Here is a 17,938-nt window from a genome sequence, read left to right as displayed (position 1 = left end):
GGCAAACACGGTTTGTCTGAAGACCGCGGCGGCTGAAACAACGACTGCTTCGCAGCCGAACGCAGGCTGCGCCAGCTGCTACATGTTCGTGCCACGCCTCAGATCGCGAGGCTCGACGCCGCGAAACATTCCTCGATCGAGCGCCGCTGCGTCTCGGCATACAACGCCAACTCATCAATCGTCGATCGCCCCAGCGCCTTCTCGAACACCTGCCGGTTCGAATGCACGCCATAGTGGGTTTGCGCCGCATCGCCCAGGTTCGACTGAAAAATCCCCGCAGCGCTGACTGGCAGGAAATCTTCGTACACCAACGGTTCAACCCGCAAATACCCGCCGCTGAGCAGGTCCTCCAGCGACCACGATTTCAGCTCATCGGCCCCCAAACCTTTTTCCGTGACGAAGTAGCGAAAGTACGCCAGTTCCTCTCGGCGCATGCCCTCAAGGGTGTCAGGGAATTCTGCAAAGTGCTGCGCCATCAGCGCGTTGTAACGTGCGGCATTGGCCTCATTGGGGAAGTCTTTCAATTCATCCCGGGCAGCGTTGAGCAAACGGTCGTAAAGCGCCCGGCCTTTGGGGGTGAGCGCCGCGCCGCGTTGCTCGATTTCGCCGAAACGGGCGCTGTGGCTGCCATGAGTCTGGGCTTGATCGGTGAAGGCGACAGGCTCGTCCAGGGCCTTGAAACTGGTCTGGCGCAGCAGGATCGGGCACTGACGGCGGGGCGGGCCTTCGATCACCGCTTTGGGGGTGATGCCGTGGGCGGGCATTTGCGCCTGGACGATGTCGATGTCCAGGGTGCGCGGCGTCAGGTGGTTGATATGCGGGCCGGTGAACGCCACCACGTCGGCGATCAGGCGATGCTGGGCGCTGAGTTTGCGGTACTGCTCGGCGGTCACGGTGGCGGTGTGATGCCAACGGAAAGTTTCCAGCGCTTGCTCGACGAAGTCCTGGGCCTCCTGTTCGGTGAGGCCGCCCTGGGTTTCGGCGCGATCGATGAGCATCAGCGCAGTGGGCGTGAAGATCGAACGCTTATCCAGCACCGATTGGGCGAACGCTCGCAGTTCCAGGTCTTCGATCAGTTCCAGGCGCAGCAGGGAGGTGAATACCCGGAACGGGCTGACCTGCAACGCCGCTTCATGCACCGCGCGAAAAGCCGTGGAGTGCACCGGTACGCCGGCCGGGGTCAGGTCGTAATAACCCACCGGCTGCATGCCCATCACCGCAAACAGCCGGGCGAGGGTGGCCAGTTCATCGGCGGTGCCGACACGGATCGCGCCATGTCGCTCCAGGTCCAGGCGCTGGATTTCACCGGTGCTGTTCAACTGCCGGGCGATTTGTGGATCGCTGTCCAGTACGTGACGGTTGGTCTGTTCCACCAGTTCCATCAGCGCGCCGTACAGCGGCACTTCTTCGCGGTACATGTCGGACATCGCTTTGGAAAAGCGTTGGCGGATCAGGTCAGGGCTGACGAAGTTCGGGTGACTCATGAAAGAATTCCTGGCGCGGTGACGTAAAGGATGCAGGAAAAGATCGCAGCCTTGCGCGGCGCCGACAAACGAAGAATCTTACGGACTTCATTCTGCAAAGGACTGCATGTTGTAGCAGCTGTCGAGCCCCAGCGAGGCTGCGTTCGGCTGCGAAGCAGTCGCAAACCCTGTTATGCACGTTCGTTCTGACACACCGCAGTGGCTGATTTCACGACTGCTGCGCAGCCGAACGCAGCCTCGCAGGCTCGGCAGCTGCTACAGGGGCGCGGTGTTTGTCTGCTACACAGGAAGTTCCGAGCGCAGCGATGCCAAAAATTCCCGATACAGCCGCGCCGTGTTCGTCGGTTGTTCCACCATCGGCATATGGCCGGTGTGGTCCCAGACTTCCACTCGCAGATCGGCGATGCCTTTGCTCCAGATCGCCACGCTGCTGACATCGATCAAGCGGTCCTTGTGTCCCCACAGCAATAGCGCCTGGCACTTGATGTCGGGCAGTTTCGGCTCCATCGGCGGGCTGGCGCGAAAGTCCCTGAAGATTTCTTCCAGCTCCTCGCATTGCTGTTCATAGCGTTGCGCGATGGCGTCCAGCACCACCTTGGGTACCCACGGCGGTTCGGCCATGGTCATGGCGTATAAGCGCTGGAATTCTTCCCGTGAATGAATCAGGAACGGGTTGTGGCCCTTGGCCAAATGCCGCTCCAGGTCGCTGGCTTCGGGGGCGGTGACACCCGCGGGGTCGATCAGGGCCACCGAAACAATACGATCCGGGTACGTGGCCGCGAGCCACGCTGCCATGTAGCCGCCCATCGAGTTGCCGATCACGTGGACTTTCTCGACGCCGCAGACATCGAGCAACTGGATCATCCGCTTGGCCTGCAACGGGATGTCGTAGCCGCCGCCCGCCTTGAAGCCGGTTTCGCCATGGCCGGCGATGTCGGGGATGATCACCCGATAGTTGCCGACAAAGTGCCGGGCAAAGCGCAGCCAGATATTTTTGTCGGCGCTGTAGCCGTGGAGCATCAGCACGCTGCTGGACGCTTCGTACGGCCCGCCTTGCCAGGTCGAGACGGTCATTTCGGCGATCGGCACGACAATTTTGTGCAGTCCATACAGCTTGGCCTCTATCGACATGTTCAAGTCATAGAGCCAATGACCGATGGCCGGGTAACTCAACCAGCTCCAGGCCACGAAAACTGCGATTGCGACAACCAACAAAAGCATCAGGCATCTTCCTTCTACGTGATCAGGACAGAATGTGATCGGCGGGTTTCAGCGCCCTGGTCAACCGGTGATAGCTGAAACTGAACCCCGGAAACATCGCAATCACATGACCGCTCTTGCTTTGATACCAACTGTGGCAGCCCCCGGACTTCCATACTGTGCGTTCCATCTCCCGGTGGATCATTTCAGTGTAGGTACGTTCTGCTTCGGGGCGTACTTCGATGCTGCGCAAACCGTGTTCTTTTAACGTACGGATGCAATCGAGAATGTAGTTCATCTGAGACTCGATGATGAACAGCGCCGAGGTGTGGCCGATGCCCGTGTTGGGGCCGGTGACGATAAACAGGTTGGGGAAGTCCGGCAGGGTGGTGCCGAGGTAGGCCCGCGGATACTGAGCCCAGAAGTCTTTGAGTTGTGTGCCGTTTTTGCCGGTGACCGGGTAGGAAATCACCCCGTCGGTGGCGTCGTAACCGGTGGACCAGACGATCAGGTCCAGGTCGATGTGTTGGCCGTCCTGGGTGACGATGCCGGTTTCATCGATGGCGGCGATGCCTTGCTCGCGGCTGTGCAGGCTCACGTTACTGCGACCCAGCGCCGGGTACAGGGTGCTTGAGATGATCACCCGTTTGCAGCCGATGACGTAGTCGGGTGTCAGTTTCTGCCGCAATTGTGGGTCGGGCACTTGCCGTTTGAGGAAGCGCAGGGCGTTTTGCTGGACCAGGCGGATCGCTGGTTTCGAATACTTGAAGGCAATCACTCGGGTTTCGAACAGCCAGTAGATCATCCAGCGCAACAGTTTGTAGGCCGGTTTGAGCCCCAGCAACCAACGCTGGAAAGGCCCAAAGGCGCGGTCGGCCCGAGGCAATACCCAGTGAGGCGTGCGCTGGAACACATGCAGATGCTCGACGTCCGGGGCAATCGTCGGAATCACTTGGGCCGCGCTGGCGCCGCTGCCAACGATGGCCACGCGTTTTTGCCGGTAATCGTAGGCGTGATCCCAGTTGTTGGTGTGAAAAGTCTTGCCCTGAAACCGCTCCTGGCCCTCGAAGTGCGGAACGACGGGTTGGCTCAGCGGCCCGGTGGCGTTGATCAGGAACTGCGCATGAAACGTGCCTTTGCTGGCGGTGTGCACCGTCCAGCGTTTGCCGTCGTCGTCCCATTCGATGCACTCGACATTGGCCTGCAGTTCCACCTTGTCTCGCAGGCCGAAGTGCTCCACCACGTACTGGGTGTAGTGGTGCAGTTCGGCCTGCTCGGCGAACATTTGCGTCCAGCGGTAGGGCGCGAAGGACAGCGAATAGAGCGGCGAGGGCACGTCGACCGCGGCACCGGGGTAGGTGTTTTGGCACCAGGTGCCGCCGAAAAAGTCACGTCGTTCCAGCAGGCGGAAATCGCTGATGCCTGCCTTGAGCAAATTGATCGCCGCGCACTGGCCGCCAAAACCGCTGCCGATGATCAACACTTCAAAGGTCTGCATGGGCCTCCTTTTTTATCGTTATTGATCGAACCCTCCTTTCATGTATAGCCAAACATTGGGCACTCGCCTCATGCCTATGCCTTGGTATTCAGACCGCCAGCCGGTGATGGCTATTTGCCGTTGCCCTGATAGACTCTCACCACACTTGAAACCCTTGTGTTTTCAGGTTCCGTTCAGTGGCGCAGAGGCCTCTATGGAAAAAACGGGAGGAAAAGGACTTTCACTGGCCAGGAGGCTCTATACATCGCGAATCCTGGGTTTGGCTTTGGGGCTGTTGCTCGTGAGCGCGGCGATGTATCCACTCAACCCTGCACCGTGGGTCTGGGTGGCGATGCTGCTCAATGCCGTACTCTGGCCGCACCTGGCTTATCAATGGGCGCGCCGCGCGCAAGTGCCTTATCACGCCGAACACCGCAACCTGCTGGTGGACGCCTTTCTCGGCGGCTTTTGGGTCGCCGCCATGCACTTTAATCCGCTGCCCGGCGCGACGACCCTGGCCATGATGGCGATGAACAATGTGGCAATTGGCGGTTTACGTTTCCTGTTGGCGGGAACCGTGGCGCAGATTCTCGGGATGGGCGTCGGACTGCTGATTTTCTCCCCCACCTTCATCCCGCAAACCAGCCAACTGCAGATGTATGCCTGCTTGCCCTTGATGTGTTTGTATCCGCTGGCATTGGGCTGGATCTGCTTCCGCCAGGCCTACACCCTCGGCCGACAAAAGCGTGAATTGTTGGCCCTGAGCCGCACCGACAGCCTCACCGGCCTGCTGAACCATGGCGCCTGGAAAGATCAACTGGAGATCGAACTCCAGCGTTGCAAACGTCATCAGCAGGGCGGGGCGATTGCGCTGATCGACATCGACCATTTCAAAACCATCAATGACACCTACGGCCACGTTGCCGGGGACATCGTGCTGCGCCAGTTGAGCAAAATGCTCAAGCAGAACCTGCGTGCGGCGGATGTTGCCGGGCGCTACGGTGGTGACGAGTTCTGCGTGATCCTCCCGGACCTTCCCCTCACGAGTGCTGCGGCCGCGATGGATGCCCTGCGTGATCGCTTCGCCAGCTTGGGCTATGAGCAGAGCCCGGCGCTGACGGTCAGCCTGAGCATCGGCCTGGCCGCCTTCAACCCGGCCCACACCGACGCGACCCGGTGGCTCAACGACGCCGACCAGGCGCTCTACGAAGCCAAAGCCACCGGTCGCAACCGCGTCATCTGTTGCGGCGATGGTGAAACGCATCACGAATTACTTGATTCGGTGTGAAACTGATCGTTCCCACGCTCCTGCGTGGGAATGCAGCCATGGACGCTCCGCGTCCGCTCTTCGCGTTGCAAGTGTCGCATTCGGTCTAGAGCCTTGCGCCGTAGTCAGGTAGGGTGTTTTTCACCCCCGACACGAAACAAGGATCGATTCATGACGTTCAAACTCCCTCGCTCCCTGCTGGCCACCAGCCTTGGCCTGACCCTCGCCCTCGGCGCTTTCGCTCCCGCCGTTTTCGCCGAACCGCACAAACAAGTCCTCACCGATTCCGAACAGTACAAGGGCGAAGCCCTGAAGTTACTCGAACGTTTGGTGAACATCGACTCCGGTTCCGGCTATGAACCGGGCCTGACGAAAGTCAGCGACATCGCCATCGACGAACTGAAAAAACTCGGCGCAACCATCGAGCGGGTGCCCAATACCCCGGACAAAAGCAGCCACGTGATCGCAACCCTGAAAGGCACCGGCAAGGCGAAAATCCTGCTGATGGCGCACATGGACACCGTCTTCAAGGAAGGTTCGGCCGCCGAGCGTCCGTTCCACATCAAGGACGGCCGCGCCTACGGGCCGGGCGTGATGGATGACAAGGGCGGCATCGTTGCCGGGATCTACGCGCTGAAAGTCCTGAAAAATCTCGACTTCAAGGACTACGCGCAAATCACCTTCCTGCTCGACGCCAGCGAAGAAACCGGCTCGGACATCGCCACCGACCTGATCAAGAAAACCGCCAAGGCCCACGACGTCACCCTCAACCTCGAACCGGGCCGCCCGGCGGATGGTCTGGTGGTGTGGCGCAAAGGCAGTGCCACCGCCGTGGTCGAGGTCAAGGGCAAAGCGGCTCATGCCGGTGTCGCGCCGGAGCTGGGACGCAACGCCGCCATGGAAGCGGCGCACCAGATTTTGCAGCTCGGCAAACTGGGTGACGCGGAGAAGAAAACCACCATCAACTTCACCGTACTCAAGGCTGGCGATCGCACCAACGTGATTCCGGATCAAGCCACCGCCAAGGCTGACGTGCGGGCGGCGGTGCCGGAAGAGTTTGACCGGATCGAGAAGGACCTGGCGCGGGTTTCCAAAGACAAGCTGATTGCTGACACCGAAGTCACCACCACACTGCAGCGCGGATTGCCGCCGATGCCGCAAACGCCGGAATCGGATCGGTTGATGGCCATGGCTCAGGGGATTTATGGGGAGATTGGGCGCAAGTTGACGGAAGAGGGAAGTGGTGGGGCTGCGGATGCCAGCCTGTCAGCGGGTGTGGGTACGCCGACGCTGGATGGCTTCGGGATTGTTGGCGGCAATATTCATACGCCGGAGGAATACGCGGAGGTTGAGAGTGTGGCGCCGCGGATTTATCTGTTGTCGCGGATGATTATGGAGTTGGCTAAACCCTGATCTCACCGCTGATCGTTCCCACGCTCCCGCGTGGGAACGATCAACATCTTAGCCTTCGGTGGTATCCGTTATTCCTTGACGCTCATAAACTCTTCCGCCCAACGGATGTATTCCTCAGGCTGCGTATAGGTGTGAGTCAACTCGGTCGCATTCAGGTCCGACGCCTGGGTAAAGATCTGCCGCTGTTCCCGCAGGCTGTCATACGTGGCCTTGATCGCGGCGAAGTAGGCGCCGTGACCGTCGATGGTGACCCGCACACCCAGTTCGGCCAGACGTTTATCGTCGCGCAGCAGCGGGTTGCCGTAGGTGACCAGCATCAGCGGTACGCTCAGGTGCTCGGCGATTTGTTCGAGGTGGTCGAAGTCCCGCACGCCCACCATGCAAATCCCGTCCGCACCGGCCTGCTGGTAATGACAGGTACGGCTGATGACTTCCTGCACCGGCAGAATCCCGGCGTTGGTGCGGGCGATGATCGCCATCTCCGAATCGACCCGTGCTTCCAGCGCCGCACGAATCTTGCCGACGCCCTCCGCCACCCCGATCAGGTCGGTGGATTTGCGGCCGAACTGGGCGGGCAGCAGCGTGTCTTCGATGGTCAGGGCGGCTACACCGGCACGTTCGAGTTCGACGATGGTGCGCATGACGTTGAGCGCGTTGCCGTAGCCGTGGTCGGCGTCGGCGATGACCGGCAATTGGGCAACACGGCCAATGCGAGTGGCCTGCTCGGCAAACTCGCTGAGGGTGATCAAGGCAAAGTCGGGGGCGCCCAGTACCTGCAACGATGCGACCGAACCGCCCAGTATCCCCACTTCAAAACCCAGGTCTGCGGCAATACGGGCCGACATCGGGTCGAAGACCGACGCCGTGTGATAGCAGGTGTTGGAGGCGAACAGCTCGCGAAAGTTACGGCGCAAATCTTGATGAGAAAGCCTGGACATATGAGTTCCACCACTGCAATGGGAATGGAAGGGCTTGAGCAAAAGTGTCAACGCCGAAGGAACAAAAGGCTATCACGCGAGCGGGGGAAGGATGATGACGATTTTGCAGAGGCGGACGGACCACCGTCGGTCACGCCGCCACCGACTGCTGTTGTTGATTGAGCAGCGGCACGGCGCGTACCGAGTTGCCAGGTTGCAGTTGCAGGCGTTTGGCGGTGAGGCGGTCGACGATCAGGCTGTTGCCCACCTGCCTGGCCTGGGCGGCGGTGATGCGGCAGTTTTCCAGGCGACGGTTGTGGATCAGCCACACCGGGGCCTGCTCGTCGGGTGTGCCGATGGCCAGCAGCAGCGGTTGGCTGTCGCGCACGGTGCGGATATTCGAGACCGGGGCTTCGATCACCGGGCCGGCGTCGAAGATGTCGATGTAACCCTTATGGGCAAACCCTTCGGCGGTGAGGATTTTCAGCGCCGGTTCCGTGTTCGGATGCGCCTTGCCGATCACGGCCTGGGCCTGTTCGGTGAGCAGGCAGGTGTAGAGCGGTTGGCGTGGCATCAGTTCAGCGATGAACGACTTGCTGCCAAGCCCCGACAAGTGATCGGCGTGGCTGAAATCCATCTTGAAGAAGTGCCGGCCCAGGCTGTCCCAGAACGGTGAACAGCCCTGTTCGTCGGCGCTGCCACGCAGTTCGGCGATGAGTTTGTCGCCGAACAGGTGCGGAAACTCGGCCACAAACAACAAACGCCCCAGCGACAGCAATCGACCGTTACTGCCATGGCGTTGATCGGGTCGCAGAAACAGCGAGCAAATCTCCGATTGGCCGGTCATTTCATTGTTCAGGAACAACGTCGGAATCTGTCGCCGGATACCCAGGTCCGGTGAGGAACTGACCGTGAGCCCGACCCGGTAGTTGTACCAGGGCTCGCGCAGGCCCACGGCGCCCACCAGGGCACTGACGCCCACCAGTTGCTGATCGTCGTCTTCGAGCACGAAGAGGTAATCGGCATCGGCGCGTTCGACCTGTTCGGCGAAGGTTCGTTGCGCCCAGCGCACCCGGTGGCTCAGGCGTTCCTCGTTGGCCGGCAGGGTGGTGAAGCCGGGGCCAGCCTGGTGCACCAGGTTCAGCAAGGCGGGCAGGTCGGTGACGTGAACCGGGCGGACAATCATGATGCAACTCCTTCTGCACGCCCGCTCGGGCGCTGTCGTTGGGCGCGGGGCCGGGTGATGCTCACAGGGCGATCAGCCGGATCGGGCTGCCTTCGGTCACGTTCAGGGCGGCGCACATCTCGGCGCTCAACTTCACAGGTTGTCCGGCCTGGTAATCCAGATCGGCGACGATGGCGCGATAGTCCTTCAGCGAATCGTTGCTCACCAGATAGCTGCCACGGGCGTCGATCGGCGAGCCCGGTTTCGCCGTGCCGGTCTGGCTCTGGGCGATGGAGCGGATGCCCGGAGTGCGCGCATACAACGTCGGACCGCCGTCGAACAGGTCGATGTAGCTGTTGGTTTCGAAGCCTTCGCGCTCGAGGATATCGAAGGCCTCCTGGCCATCGGGGTGGATGCGGCCGATGCAGTCCTGTGCAGCCTGGGGCAGCATCGGCACGTAGATCGGGTATTGCGGCATCAGTTCAGCGAGGAAGGTTCGGCTTTCCAGGCCGCAGAGCCGCTCGGCCTCGGCATAGGGCAGGTCGAAAAAGTGCTTGCCCACCGCATCCCAGAACGGCGAGTGCCCTTCATCGCTGCTGAAGCCGACGATCTCGGTGATGACGGCTTCGGCAAAGCGCCGCGAGTGGGCGGCGATGAACAATAGCCGCGCCCGGGACAACAGTTCAGAGAACCGTGTTCGAACCAGCGCTGCGTCAATATGAAAACCCCGCAGCAAGGTATGGCCGCTGAGGTCGTGACACAACGACAACGCGGGCACGCCGTGCTCGATGTTCAGCTCCCGCGAGGCGCTGGTGAAATGCCGGTTGCGCAAGCTGTAGAACGGCTCGCTGAAACCGGCGGTGGCAAGGATCTCCGAGCAGCCCACCAAGCGTTCTCGGGTCAGATCTTCCAGCACGAAGAAGTAGTTCTCCGGGCCATGACCCTCAACGTCTTTTTCGAATGAGGCGCAGGAGTCGAGAATCTTTTCCCGCAGGCATTCAGTGTCGTCCGGCAAGGACGTGACGCCTACCAGACTGTCGCGCGCCAGTTGCTGCAACTGGGGCAGGTCGGTTAACTCGACTGGGCGTAAGACCAGCATGGATGCACTCCTGTATCAAAGGGTTCGGCGGTTGGCACCGAACCTGACTATCACTGTCGGTTTCCACGCGTTAAATCGGCGGTCGCCTGAATTTTTGTCAGACGCCGCTCTTTTTCTTGTCAGACGTTGCTTGGGTCGGGCAGTACCGTACGGGTGCCCAGTTTGTTGAGTACAAACAGGTAGACCAGGCCCAGGGCAATCCAGATCAGGCCGAGTTTCTGTGCATCGACGCCCATGTTGTACATGATGGCCGCGACGATGATGAAGCCGATCACCGGGCAGATCAGGTGACGGATCACCTGGCCGGATTTCTGCCGACGCCAGTAGTAGTTGATGACCGTCAGGTGCAGCAACATGAAACCGCTCAGCGCGCCGAAGTTCACCAGTGAGGTGAGGGTGTCCACCGAGTTGATGAACAGGTAGCAGATCACCAGCGACAGCACAGCCACCAGGTAGATGCTCACGTACGGCGTGTTGTGTTTGGGATGAACCTTGGCCAGTACCTTTGGCAGCTTGCCGTCTCGGGCCATGCCGAACAGCAGGCGAGACACTGCCGCTTGGGAGGTGATTGCCACCGCAACACCCCAGGCCAGCGCTGTCGCCACGGCGGTCAGGGTGGCCAGCCAGCTGCCGGCCGCGAGTTCAGCGATTTCATAAAAAGCCGTGTCAGCCGATTTGAAACCCATGCCGGCCGCCAGATCTGTCGCAATCCAGGTCTGCACGACGAAGATCACGCCCATGACCACCAGCGTGATCAGCGCGGCCTTGCCGACGCTGTGGCCCGGGTCACCCTTGATCTCTTCGGCGAGGGTGGAAATCGCATCGAAACCGAGGAACGACAGCACCGCAATCGACACCGCTTGCATCAGCAGGGCGAAGTTGAACGTCTCGGGGTTGTACAACGGCGCCAGTGTCAGCTGGCCGTTGCCGCCGCCACTGTGCAGCGCGTTCCAGGCATAAAACAGGAAGATCCCCAGCACCACCAGTTGCGCCAGCAGAAAGATGATGTTCATCCGCGCGGTGAAGGTGATGCCCCGCAAATTGACGAAGGTCGCGCTGACCAGGAAGGCCAGGATGAAACCGACCTTCGGAATGTCCGGGTACAAATGATTCAGGGCCATGGCCGCGTACACATACAGCAGCGGCGGAATCAGCAGGTAATCGAGGAGCATCAGCCAACCGGCGATAAACCCTACGTGCTGGTTCAGGCCCCGTTGTGCATAGGAATAAACCGAACCGGCAATCGGAAAGGCCCGAGCCATGCTGCCGTAACTCAGGGCCGTGAAGAGCATCGCCACCATGCCGATGATGTAGGCCAGTGGTACCAGCCCCGGTGCCTCGGCGTTGACGTAGCCATAAACACCAAACGGTGCGATGGGGATCATGAAGATCATCCCGTACACCACCAGATCGGTCAGTGACAGGCTGCGTTTCAACTCTTGCTTGTAGCCGAATTCTTCTATTTCCATGAAGCCTTTCTCCTTGGGATGAAAGCAGCTGCAAGCTGCGAGTTTGACGCGATTTCTTTACAACAACGGTGCCAGGTATTCGGTAAAGCGACGGACGTCTTCAGGCGTACGCAGCAGGTCGTTGCGCACTTCGATCAACACCGATTCCAGGCCGCGTGTATCGCCGTGGACCGGCACGGTCATGTCGCTCAGCGGGTTGATTTTGTACGGCTCATTACCGGCAACCTTCAATGGATGCTGGCTCAAGCCATCGATCAAGCGCTGGGCATATTCCTTTGCATCTCTATACAACACGCCAACTTCAAGCGCGCGGGGCTGGCCGTGATAGACCGGCGTGAAGCTGTGAATCCCCACCACCCGCACCGGTCGTCCTTGAGCGACACGTTCGTCGATCAAGTCTGTCAGACGCGAGTGAAACGGCTCGAACAGGGATTGCCGACGGTACTCGCGGGTGGCCTCGTCCAGATCCCGGTTGCCCGGCACCTGATAAATCTCGCTCTGCGCCGGAATGCTGTCCGGGGCTTGGCGCGGTCGGTTGAGGTCGACCAACAGTCGCGAATAATTGGCCGCCAACAGCGTTGCGCCCAATGCTCGGGACAAACCCTCGGCCAGCGCCAGGGCGCCGATGTCCCAGGCGATGTGCTCGCGGGCCGCCTCGTGACTCAGGCCCAGGTCATTTAACCCGGCCGGAATAAAACGGCTGGCGTGCTCGCACACCAGAATCAACGGGTGGCCGGAGTCTTCCCGGCTCAGCGTGTACACGGGCCCGGTGTAAAGACCGAGCTCAGCGGATTCAGTACAGGCGCGCATAGTGTTCACAGCGTTCGGCGCACGACAGCTGTTCCGTCAGCGTCAGTTCCTCGGCTTTAAGGGCGAAGTAGGTGTCCAGCAACGCGCTCGGCAGGGCTTCGATCAGTGCCTCACTGTTGCGCAGGCAGTCCAGGGCCTGGGCAAGGGAAGCGGGCAGGGCGACGATGCCACGCGCCTGGCGTTGTTCTTCGTTCAGGGAGTCGGGGACTTCATCGGTGATTGCGTTCAAGGCCAGGCGTTGCTCGATGCCCAGCCGACCGGCAATCAGCACCGCGGCCATGGCCAGGTGCGGCGAGGACGTGGCGTCCATGGCGCGAAATTCCAGGTTGTATTGCGCTGCCACCGATTTGCCGCCCAGGCTTGTCGTCGGACAGATTCGCAGCGCCGCTTCGCGGTTGCGTTGTCCGAGGCAAGCGTAGGACGCGCTCCAGTGATGAGGCTGCAAACGCTCGTAGGACACCGGCGTAGGCGCGGTAAACGCACAGAGTGCGGGCAGGTGATGCAAGATGCCGGCGGCCCAGTGCTGGCCGAGGGGCGACAAGCCATTGGTGGTGCCGGCGTCGTACATCACCGGTTGGCCAGCCAGGTCCAGCAGGCTGACGTGCAGGTGCACGCCGTTGCACACCGCATGCTCCGAGGTCTTGGGCGCGAAGCTCAATTCCAGGCCCATTTGCCGGGCGATTTCGCGGGTGATTTCACGAACGTTCACCGCGCGGTCGGCAGCGGCCACACCGAGGGTCGGCCGACAGGTGATTTCGTATTGATGCTTGCCGTACTCGGGCAGGAACATTTCCGGCTCGACGCCACCGGCACGCAGGGCGCTGAGCAGCCAACCGCCAAACTCGGCACCCTGACGCTGGGCTTGCAGAGAAAACGCCAGGTGTTCAACGTCGCCGGTGTTCAAGTTGAATTCATGCTCGAACGCCGCATTGACCTGTAAGCCCAACTCGGCGCGATAACGCTCTACCTCGTTGCGCAACACCGTACGCGGGCAGGCACCCCACGGGCGGCCATCGGTTTCGCGAATGTCACTGTGCATAAAATCCAGCACCGGAGCGTTGGCGTCCGGGCCGTTACTGACCGTCACTCGGCTGGCCGGATCGGGCATCAGCCGCAAATCTCCATAAGCGCCCCACGGGTTGGCGTAGGCGATGATGTCTTGCGGGGTCAGCGCGCTGTTGGCCGGCACCCAGCCACAACCGGTCCTTTGATAGTGTTCGAGTTCGTCCGTGGGAAAGGAGCGCCCGCGTGTCACGCCGATCAGGTCGGTGGTGACGAGGGTGGTCATGGGCAGTGGCAACAGGCGCTCGCTCATGGCTGCATCTCCTGCAATCGGCCGAGCACAGTCTGGGTGTCGGTGATCCAGCAGTAACCCTTGATTGCATTCAGGCAGGCCTGATGCCGCGCGGGCGTGTAAGTCGCGCAGGCATCTTCCACCAGCGTCACCAGATAACCGCGGTCCGCGGCGTCACGCACGGCCATGTCCACGCACTGGTCGGTGACGATGCCGGCGATGATCAGGTGCCGCGTCCCGAGGTTGCGCAGCACGTAGTCGATGTTGGTGGAGTTGAAGACCCCGGACGAGGTCTTGGGCAGCACGATTTCGTTTTCTGTCGGGCTCAGGTCGTCGATGATCCGCGCTTGCGGGCTGCCCTTGGGCAAGTGCATGTCCGAAAGTTTGTGGTCCAGCGAGCGGTCGCGGCCATCGGCGGTGAGGCTTTCGATGATCGTGTGCAGCACGTTTTGCCGGGCGCTGCGAAAGGCGCTGAGCAGCCGGCGTTGATTGGGCACCACCTGCATGTGGGTGCGGGTCAGGAAGTACTCGGCGTCCGGTCCGTTGAGGTGCGGGTCGAACTGCGGCTCAAGCCAGGCGCGTTGCATGTCCACCAGCAACAGCGCGGTGTGATCGGTGACGAATGGCAAATCCCGAGGCGAGTGGTGGGGGAGCGTGAACATCCTTATTTATCCTCCAGCAGGTGGGTGTCGAAGTCGGTCCGCAGGGCGTCGATGCCTTCCAGGCGATCGGCCAGACCCGGACTGCGCAGGGAGATGCAGGCAATCAGCGCCTCAACCTGGGCCAGCGCCGGGACGAGGGAGTCGAAGGCCGACACCGACTCCACCGGCGCACTGATAATCAGGTCGGCCATTTCCCGCAACGGTGAAGCATAGATGTCGGTGAACAACACCACGCGTGCATATCGACTTTTCGCCGCATTGGCCACGCGCAGGGCTTGTGACTGATAGCGGCGATAGTCGAACACCAGCACCACGTCCTGACGCTGCACGTCGAACAATCGGTCGGGCAGTTGCGCGTTGTCTTCCAGGGCGAAACAGCCCGGACGCAGCAAGCGCAGGTGATTGAGTAAATAACTGGCGAGGAAACTGCTGAAGCGCCCCCCGAAGCAATGCACCTGATGGCGGGTGTCGAGCAGCCATTCCACCAGAATCCGCACATCTTCGGGTTGGGTCAGCGCATGGGTGTCCACCAGCGCTCGATAGCTGTGCGCCAGATATTGGCTCCAGGCGTCGCCTTTCTGAAGATGAGCACGAGGTTGCAACAGTGCGCTGGGGGAACGGAGGCGGTGGTCCATGTCGCTGAGCAGGGCATCCTGGAAATCGCCATAACCGCTGAAACCCAGTTTTTTGACCAGTCGCACGATGGTGGGATCGCTGACACCGGCATGTTCGGCCAAACGTGACATCGGTCCCAGTCCGTTACGCGGATACTGGTCCAGCAAGGCACGGATGACTTTGCGTTCCGACGGCGTAAGGTCCAGGCCGGGATCGGTGATCAGGTCTCTGAGAGAAGGCATCCGGGCTCCTGCTGGATGGATATGTCGGTTTCATTTCATAAATTGCTAAAACAGTATTTATGTAGCGGACTCAACATGTCTAGTGAATTTTTCGATGGTTTTTTAAAGCCCCAAAACAGGGCGAAAACCCCGTGAGCATTGGGCTACATGGATGTCGACTGAGTTTGTAGGCCATCGCCCATAGTGGTGTCGGATATCGCCGATTTTTTCAGGTGTATTAAGTTTTCGAAACTGGATGGCCGGATCAAACGAAACGCCCTGGATCGCGCTTCTTGCGGCACAATTGGGCAATTATTTTCGGCGTGACGCCGTTTCAATTTCCATCGACAGAGTGATCCTTCGTGCAGGCGACCCGTTTGACCCTGATGTGCCACGCTCGAACCGTCGCACAAAAATTGGCGTGTTTTCCTACGAATGAGCCCATAGAGATGGATTGGCAATCGGCAAGGGGATCGCGTCGTGCTCAGTTCAAGGGGACGCCGCGACTGATGTGTGGACCTGAACTGCGAACCCGGCAAACCGCCGAGCTGTTCGGCAGCGACGTGGAGATTGTCGAGGCATTGAGGGATTGCGATTTCGGGAACTGGAACGGCGCGCGGATCGACGATCTGCAAAAATCCTCAGCCCAAGCGCTGCAGATCTGGCTCGATGACCCAAATTCGGCGCCCCACGGCGGCGAGTCGGTGGTGCATCTCGGTGAACGGGTGGCCGCTTGGCTGAAAACGCTGGAGGCCACACCGGGACACATTGTTGCCATCACCCATCCGTTTGTCATTCGCGCCGCGCTGACGCAGGTGCTGCAAGGCGCAGCGTTCAACCTGATCGACGTTGAACCGCTGTCGGCCATCGAGTTGCGGTTCAACGGCCGCTGGCGCTTACGCTTGCTGGGCACTGACCCTGAGGGAGCACGTTGATGAAAAAACTTCTGGTCATCGGCATCGGCGCCGGCAACCCCGACTACATCACGATGCAAGCCGTGAAAGCGCTGAACCTCGCCGACGTGTTTTTCCTCATGGACAAGGGCCAGAGCAAAGACAAACTGATCGACCTGCGCCGCGAGATCTGCGAGCGCTACATCACCGATCGCGACTACCGCTTCGTTGAAGCCCACAGCCCGGAGCGCGAGCGCGGTGATGTGGACTACAAGGCCAGCGTGGAAGACCTGAACCTGGCCAAGCAACAGACCTTCGAACGGTTGATCAGCGAGGAAATGACTGACGACCAGTGCGCCGGCTTCCTGGTGTGGGGCGATCCGGCGTTGTACGACAGCACCATTCGGATCTTGCAGGCGATTCTGGCCTCGGGCCGGTGCGTCTTCGAATTTGAAGTGATCCCCGGCATCACCAGTGTCCAGGCACTGGCGGCGCAGCATAAGGTGCCGCTGAACCGCATTGGCCGCTCGATTGAAATCACCACCGGCCGGCGCTTGGCGGCGGGGCAGGTGAGCGATACCGACAGCCTGGTGGTGATGCTGGATGCAGAAGATTCCTACCATCGGGTGGCGGACCAGGAGACGGAGATTTACTGGGGGGCCTACCTGGGGACGCCGGATGAAATCCTGATCAGCGGCAAGCTCAAGGATGTGGCGGATGAGATCGAGCGAGTGCGCAAGGCGGCCCGGTTGGAGAATGGGTGGATTATGGATACCTATTTGTTGCGTAAGCCTTGAGTGCATCGGTGTCGGGGCTGACGCCTTCGCGGGCAAGCCCGCTCCCACATTCGACCGCATTCCTTCGGGAGAACCGGATTAAATGTGGGAGCGGGCTTGCCCGCGATGAGGCCCTCAAACACACCTCAAATGATTGCTTTAACCTCCCGCCCAAACCGCTCCCGATACACCGACGGCGGCACCCCGACCACGCTGCGGAACGCCACCCGGAAACTCTCCACCGAGCGATAACCGCAGCGTTGGGCAATCTGGTCGGTGTTCTGATTCGTGCTCTCAAGCAGCTCCCGAGCCCGGCCCAGTCGCTCATGCTGCAACCACGCCTTGGGCGGCATGCCGGTGGCTTCAGTGAAGCGGCGCAGGAAAGTCCGTTCACTCATGGCCGCTTCGCTCGCCAGCTCGCGCACCTCCAGCGGTTCGTGCAAACGCTCGCGCGCCCACTGCATGACGCGGGACAAATCGCTACGCGGCGTAGGACTGACCGGTGTCGGAATGAACTGCGCCTGACCGCCGGTGCGTTGCGGCGACATCACCAGCCGCCGCGCTACTGAGTTGGCTACTTGCGTACCGAAGTCCCGCGCCACCAAATGCAGGCAGGCATCGATACCGGCAGCGCTGCCGGCCGAGGTGATCAGCTGGCCTGAATCGACATAGAGCACGTCCGGGTCCACCAGAATGTTCGGAAAACGCTCGGCCAATTCAGCGGTGTAGCGCCAGTGCGTTGTGGCGCCGCGACCGTCGAGCAAACCGGTGGCCGCCAGCACGAACACCCCCGAGCAGATTGATAACAGCCGCGCACCCCGTGCGTGGGCCTGACGCAAGGCTGCGATCAATGCCTCAGGCACCGGGGCGCTGCGATCACGCCAGCCGGGAATGATGATGGTCCGGGCTTCTTCGAGCAGTTCCATGCCGCCATCGGCCAGTACCTGAATGCCGCCCATGGCGCGCATCGGGCCTTGATCCACGGCGGCGATCCGGTGCTCGTACCAAGGGAAGTCGAACTCCGGACGGGCCAGGCCGAAGATCTCCACGGCGATGCCGAATTCGAATGTACAGAGGCCGTCGTAGGCCAGAATCGCGACCAATCCAGGGGTGGGCTGCATTTGGCGGAAAGTTCCCGGTGAGTGTCTTGTGCGCCACTGTAGCCGCAAGCGTCGG

16 protein-coding genes are annotated in these 17,938 nt (G+C 60.8%); 4 read left to right on the top strand and 12 right to left on the bottom strand.

Translation table 11 applies throughout. The features are described from left to right. Positions 1-98: 98 nt before the first annotated feature. The 3 genes from hglS to ACMXYI_RS26355 form a co-directional block, all read right to left on the bottom strand. A complete protein-coding gene (gene hglS / locus ACMXYI_RS26365) occupies positions 99-1,484 on the bottom strand; it encodes a 2-oxoadipate dioxygenase/decarboxylase HglS (protein WP_415769789.1) in 1,386 nt (461 codons plus the stop codon). Between the two features lie 279 nt (positions 1,485-1,763). Continuing rightward, positions 1,764-2,705, bottom strand: coding sequence for an alpha/beta fold hydrolase (locus ACMXYI_RS26360; protein ID WP_415769787.1), 942 nt, complete (start codon positions 2,703-2,705; stop codon positions 1,764-1,766). 22 nt (positions 2,706-2,727) lie between these two features. Beyond that, positions 2,728-4,182, bottom strand: coding sequence for a flavin-containing monooxygenase (locus tag ACMXYI_RS26355; RefSeq protein ID WP_415769785.1), 1,455 nt, complete (start codon positions 4,180-4,182; stop codon positions 2,728-2,730). Between the two features lie 193 nt (positions 4,183-4,375). Between ACMXYI_RS26355 and ACMXYI_RS26350 the strand changes: the two genes are divergently transcribed. Together ACMXYI_RS26350 and ACMXYI_RS26345 are read left to right on the top strand one after the other, a co-directional pair. Next, positions 4,376-5,449 carry a diguanylate cyclase gene (locus ACMXYI_RS26350; protein WP_415769783.1) on the top strand — a complete coding sequence of 358 codons (1,074 nt, stop codon included), beginning with the start codon at positions 4,376-4,378 and terminating at the stop codon, positions 5,447-5,449. 150 nt (positions 5,450-5,599) lie between these two features. After that, positions 5,600-6,841, top strand: coding sequence for a M20/M25/M40 family metallo-hydrolase (locus tag ACMXYI_RS26345; RefSeq protein ID WP_415769781.1), 1,242 nt, complete (start codon positions 5,600-5,602; stop codon positions 6,839-6,841). Between the two features lie 68 nt (positions 6,842-6,909). Here ACMXYI_RS26345 and ACMXYI_RS26340 read toward each other — a convergent pair whose 3' ends face one another. The 8 genes from ACMXYI_RS26340 to ACMXYI_RS26305 all read right to left on the bottom strand — a co-directional run bounded on the left by ACMXYI_RS26340 (position 6,910) and on the right by ACMXYI_RS26305 (position 15,114). Then, the gene (locus ACMXYI_RS26340) at positions 6,910-7,779 is read right to left on the bottom strand and encodes an isocitrate lyase/PEP mutase family protein (RefSeq protein ID WP_415769779.1); all 870 of its coding nucleotides are present in this window, start codon (positions 7,777-7,779) and stop codon (positions 6,910-6,912) included. Positions 7,780-7,909: 130 nt separating this feature from the next. Further along, positions 7,910-8,944, bottom strand: coding sequence for an arginine N-succinyltransferase (gene astA, locus ACMXYI_RS26335; RefSeq protein WP_415769777.1), 1,035 nt, complete (start codon positions 8,942-8,944; stop codon positions 7,910-7,912). A 61-nt stretch (positions 8,945-9,005) separates the two neighbouring features. Then, positions 9,006-10,022 carry an arginine N-succinyltransferase gene (locus ACMXYI_RS26330; protein WP_415769775.1) on the bottom strand — a complete coding sequence of 339 codons (1,017 nt, stop codon included), beginning with the start codon at positions 10,020-10,022 and terminating at the stop codon, positions 9,006-9,008. 119 nt (positions 10,023-10,141) lie between these two features. Continuing rightward, entirely contained in the window at positions 10,142-11,491 is a 1,350-nt protein-coding gene (locus ACMXYI_RS26325) for an APC family permease (protein WP_415769773.1), read from the bottom strand. A gap of 57 nt (positions 11,492-11,548) precedes the next feature. Continuing rightward, entirely contained in the window at positions 11,549-12,301 is a 753-nt protein-coding gene (locus tag ACMXYI_RS26320; RefSeq protein WP_415769771.1) for an N-formylglutamate amidohydrolase, read from the bottom strand. Then, on the bottom strand, positions 12,285-13,616 hold the full coding sequence (locus tag ACMXYI_RS26315; protein WP_415769769.1) for a glutamine synthetase family protein: 1,332 nt from the start codon (positions 13,614-13,616) through the stop codon (positions 12,285-12,287). Before ACMXYI_RS26315 ends, ACMXYI_RS26320 begins: the two co-directional genes overlap by 17 nt. Next, positions 13,613-14,257, bottom strand: coding sequence for an isochorismatase family cysteine hydrolase (locus ACMXYI_RS26310; protein WP_415769767.1), 645 nt, complete (start codon positions 14,255-14,257; stop codon positions 13,613-13,615). Before ACMXYI_RS26310 ends, ACMXYI_RS26315 begins: the two co-directional genes overlap by 4 nt. A gap of 2 nt (positions 14,258-14,259) precedes the next feature. Next, positions 14,260-15,114: a MurR/RpiR family transcriptional regulator gene (locus ACMXYI_RS26305; protein ID WP_415769765.1), complete on the bottom strand. Its 855-nt coding sequence runs from the start codon at positions 15,112-15,114 to the stop codon at positions 14,260-14,262. 341 nt (positions 15,115-15,455) lie between these two features. Here ACMXYI_RS26305 and ACMXYI_RS26300 point away from each other — a divergent pair, with 341 nt between their 5' ends. Then, complete coding sequence (locus tag ACMXYI_RS26300) at positions 15,456-16,028, top strand: histidine phosphatase family protein (RefSeq protein ID WP_415769763.1); 573 nt, start codon at positions 15,456-15,458, stop codon at positions 16,026-16,028. Continuing rightward, the gene (gene cobF / locus ACMXYI_RS26295) at positions 16,028-16,783 is read left to right on the top strand and encodes a precorrin-6A synthase (deacetylating) (RefSeq protein ID WP_415769761.1); all 756 of its coding nucleotides are present in this window, start codon (positions 16,028-16,030) and stop codon (positions 16,781-16,783) included. Before ACMXYI_RS26300 ends, cobF begins: the two co-directional genes overlap by 1 nt. A 125-nt stretch (positions 16,784-16,908) precedes the next feature. On the opposite strand, the gene ftrA is transcribed toward cobF, so the two are convergent. Then, positions 16,909-17,883 carry a transcriptional regulator FtrA gene (gene ftrA / locus ACMXYI_RS26290; protein ID WP_415769759.1) on the bottom strand — a complete coding sequence of 325 codons (975 nt, stop codon included), beginning with the start codon at positions 17,881-17,883 and terminating at the stop codon, positions 16,909-16,911. Between the last annotated feature and the right edge of the window lie 55 nt (positions 17,884-17,938).

The sequence above is a fragment of the Pseudomonas lyxosi genome (assembly GCF_047758685.1).
GTDB lineage: Bacteria > Pseudomonadota > Gammaproteobacteria > Pseudomonadales > Pseudomonadaceae > Aquipseudomonas > Aquipseudomonas lyxosi.
This window is presented reverse-complemented; position numbering and strand designations above follow the sequence as displayed.

Excerpts from the sequence above, each read along its gene's own strand:
- ACMXYI_RS26360 (WP_415769787.1), bottom strand. The coding sequence starts at position 2,705 with ATGCTTTTGTTGGTTGTCGCAATCGCAGTTTTCGTGGCCTGGAGCTGG.
- ftrA (WP_415769759.1), bottom strand. The coding sequence starts at position 17,883 with ATGCAGCCCACCCCTGGATTGGTCGCGATTCTGGCCTACGACGGCCTC.
- ACMXYI_RS26305 (WP_415769765.1), bottom strand. The coding sequence starts at position 15,114 with ATGCCTTCTCTCAGAGACCTGATCACCGATCCCGGCCTGGACCTTACG.
- ACMXYI_RS26340 (WP_415769779.1), bottom strand. The coding sequence starts at position 7,779 with ATGTCCAGGCTTTCTCATCAAGATTTGCGCCGTAACTTTCGCGAGCTG.
- ACMXYI_RS26320 (WP_415769771.1), bottom strand. The coding sequence starts at position 12,301 with ATGCGCGCCTGTACTGAATCCGCTGAGCTCGGTCTTTACACCGGGCCC.
- ACMXYI_RS26345 (WP_415769781.1), top strand. The coding sequence starts at position 5,600 with ATGACGTTCAAACTCCCTCGCTCCCTGCTGGCCACCAGCCTTGGCCTG.
- astA (WP_415769777.1), bottom strand. The coding sequence starts at position 8,944 with ATGATTGTCCGCCCGGTTCACGTCACCGACCTGCCCGCCTTGCTGAAC.
- ACMXYI_RS26315 (WP_415769769.1), bottom strand. The coding sequence starts at position 13,616 with ATGAGCGAGCGCCTGTTGCCACTGCCCATGACCACCCTCGTCACCACC.
- ACMXYI_RS26330 (WP_415769775.1), bottom strand. The coding sequence starts at position 10,022 with ATGCTGGTCTTACGCCCAGTCGAGTTAACCGACCTGCCCCAGTTGCAG.
- cobF (WP_415769761.1), top strand. The coding sequence starts at position 16,028 with ATGAAAAAACTTCTGGTCATCGGCATCGGCGCCGGCAACCCCGACTAC.
- ACMXYI_RS26310 (WP_415769767.1), bottom strand. The coding sequence starts at position 14,257 with ATGTTCACGCTCCCCCACCACTCGCCTCGGGATTTGCCATTCGTCACC.
- ACMXYI_RS26325 (WP_415769773.1), bottom strand. The coding sequence starts at position 11,491 with ATGGAAATAGAAGAATTCGGCTACAAGCAAGAGTTGAAACGCAGCCTG.
- ACMXYI_RS26350 (WP_415769783.1), top strand. The coding sequence starts at position 4,376 with ATGGAAAAAACGGGAGGAAAAGGACTTTCACTGGCCAGGAGGCTCTAT.
- ACMXYI_RS26355 (WP_415769785.1), bottom strand. The coding sequence starts at position 4,182 with ATGCAGACCTTTGAAGTGTTGATCATCGGCAGCGGTTTTGGCGGCCAG.
- hglS (WP_415769789.1), bottom strand. The coding sequence starts at position 1,484 with ATGAGTCACCCGAACTTCGTCAGCCCTGACCTGATCCGCCAACGCTTT.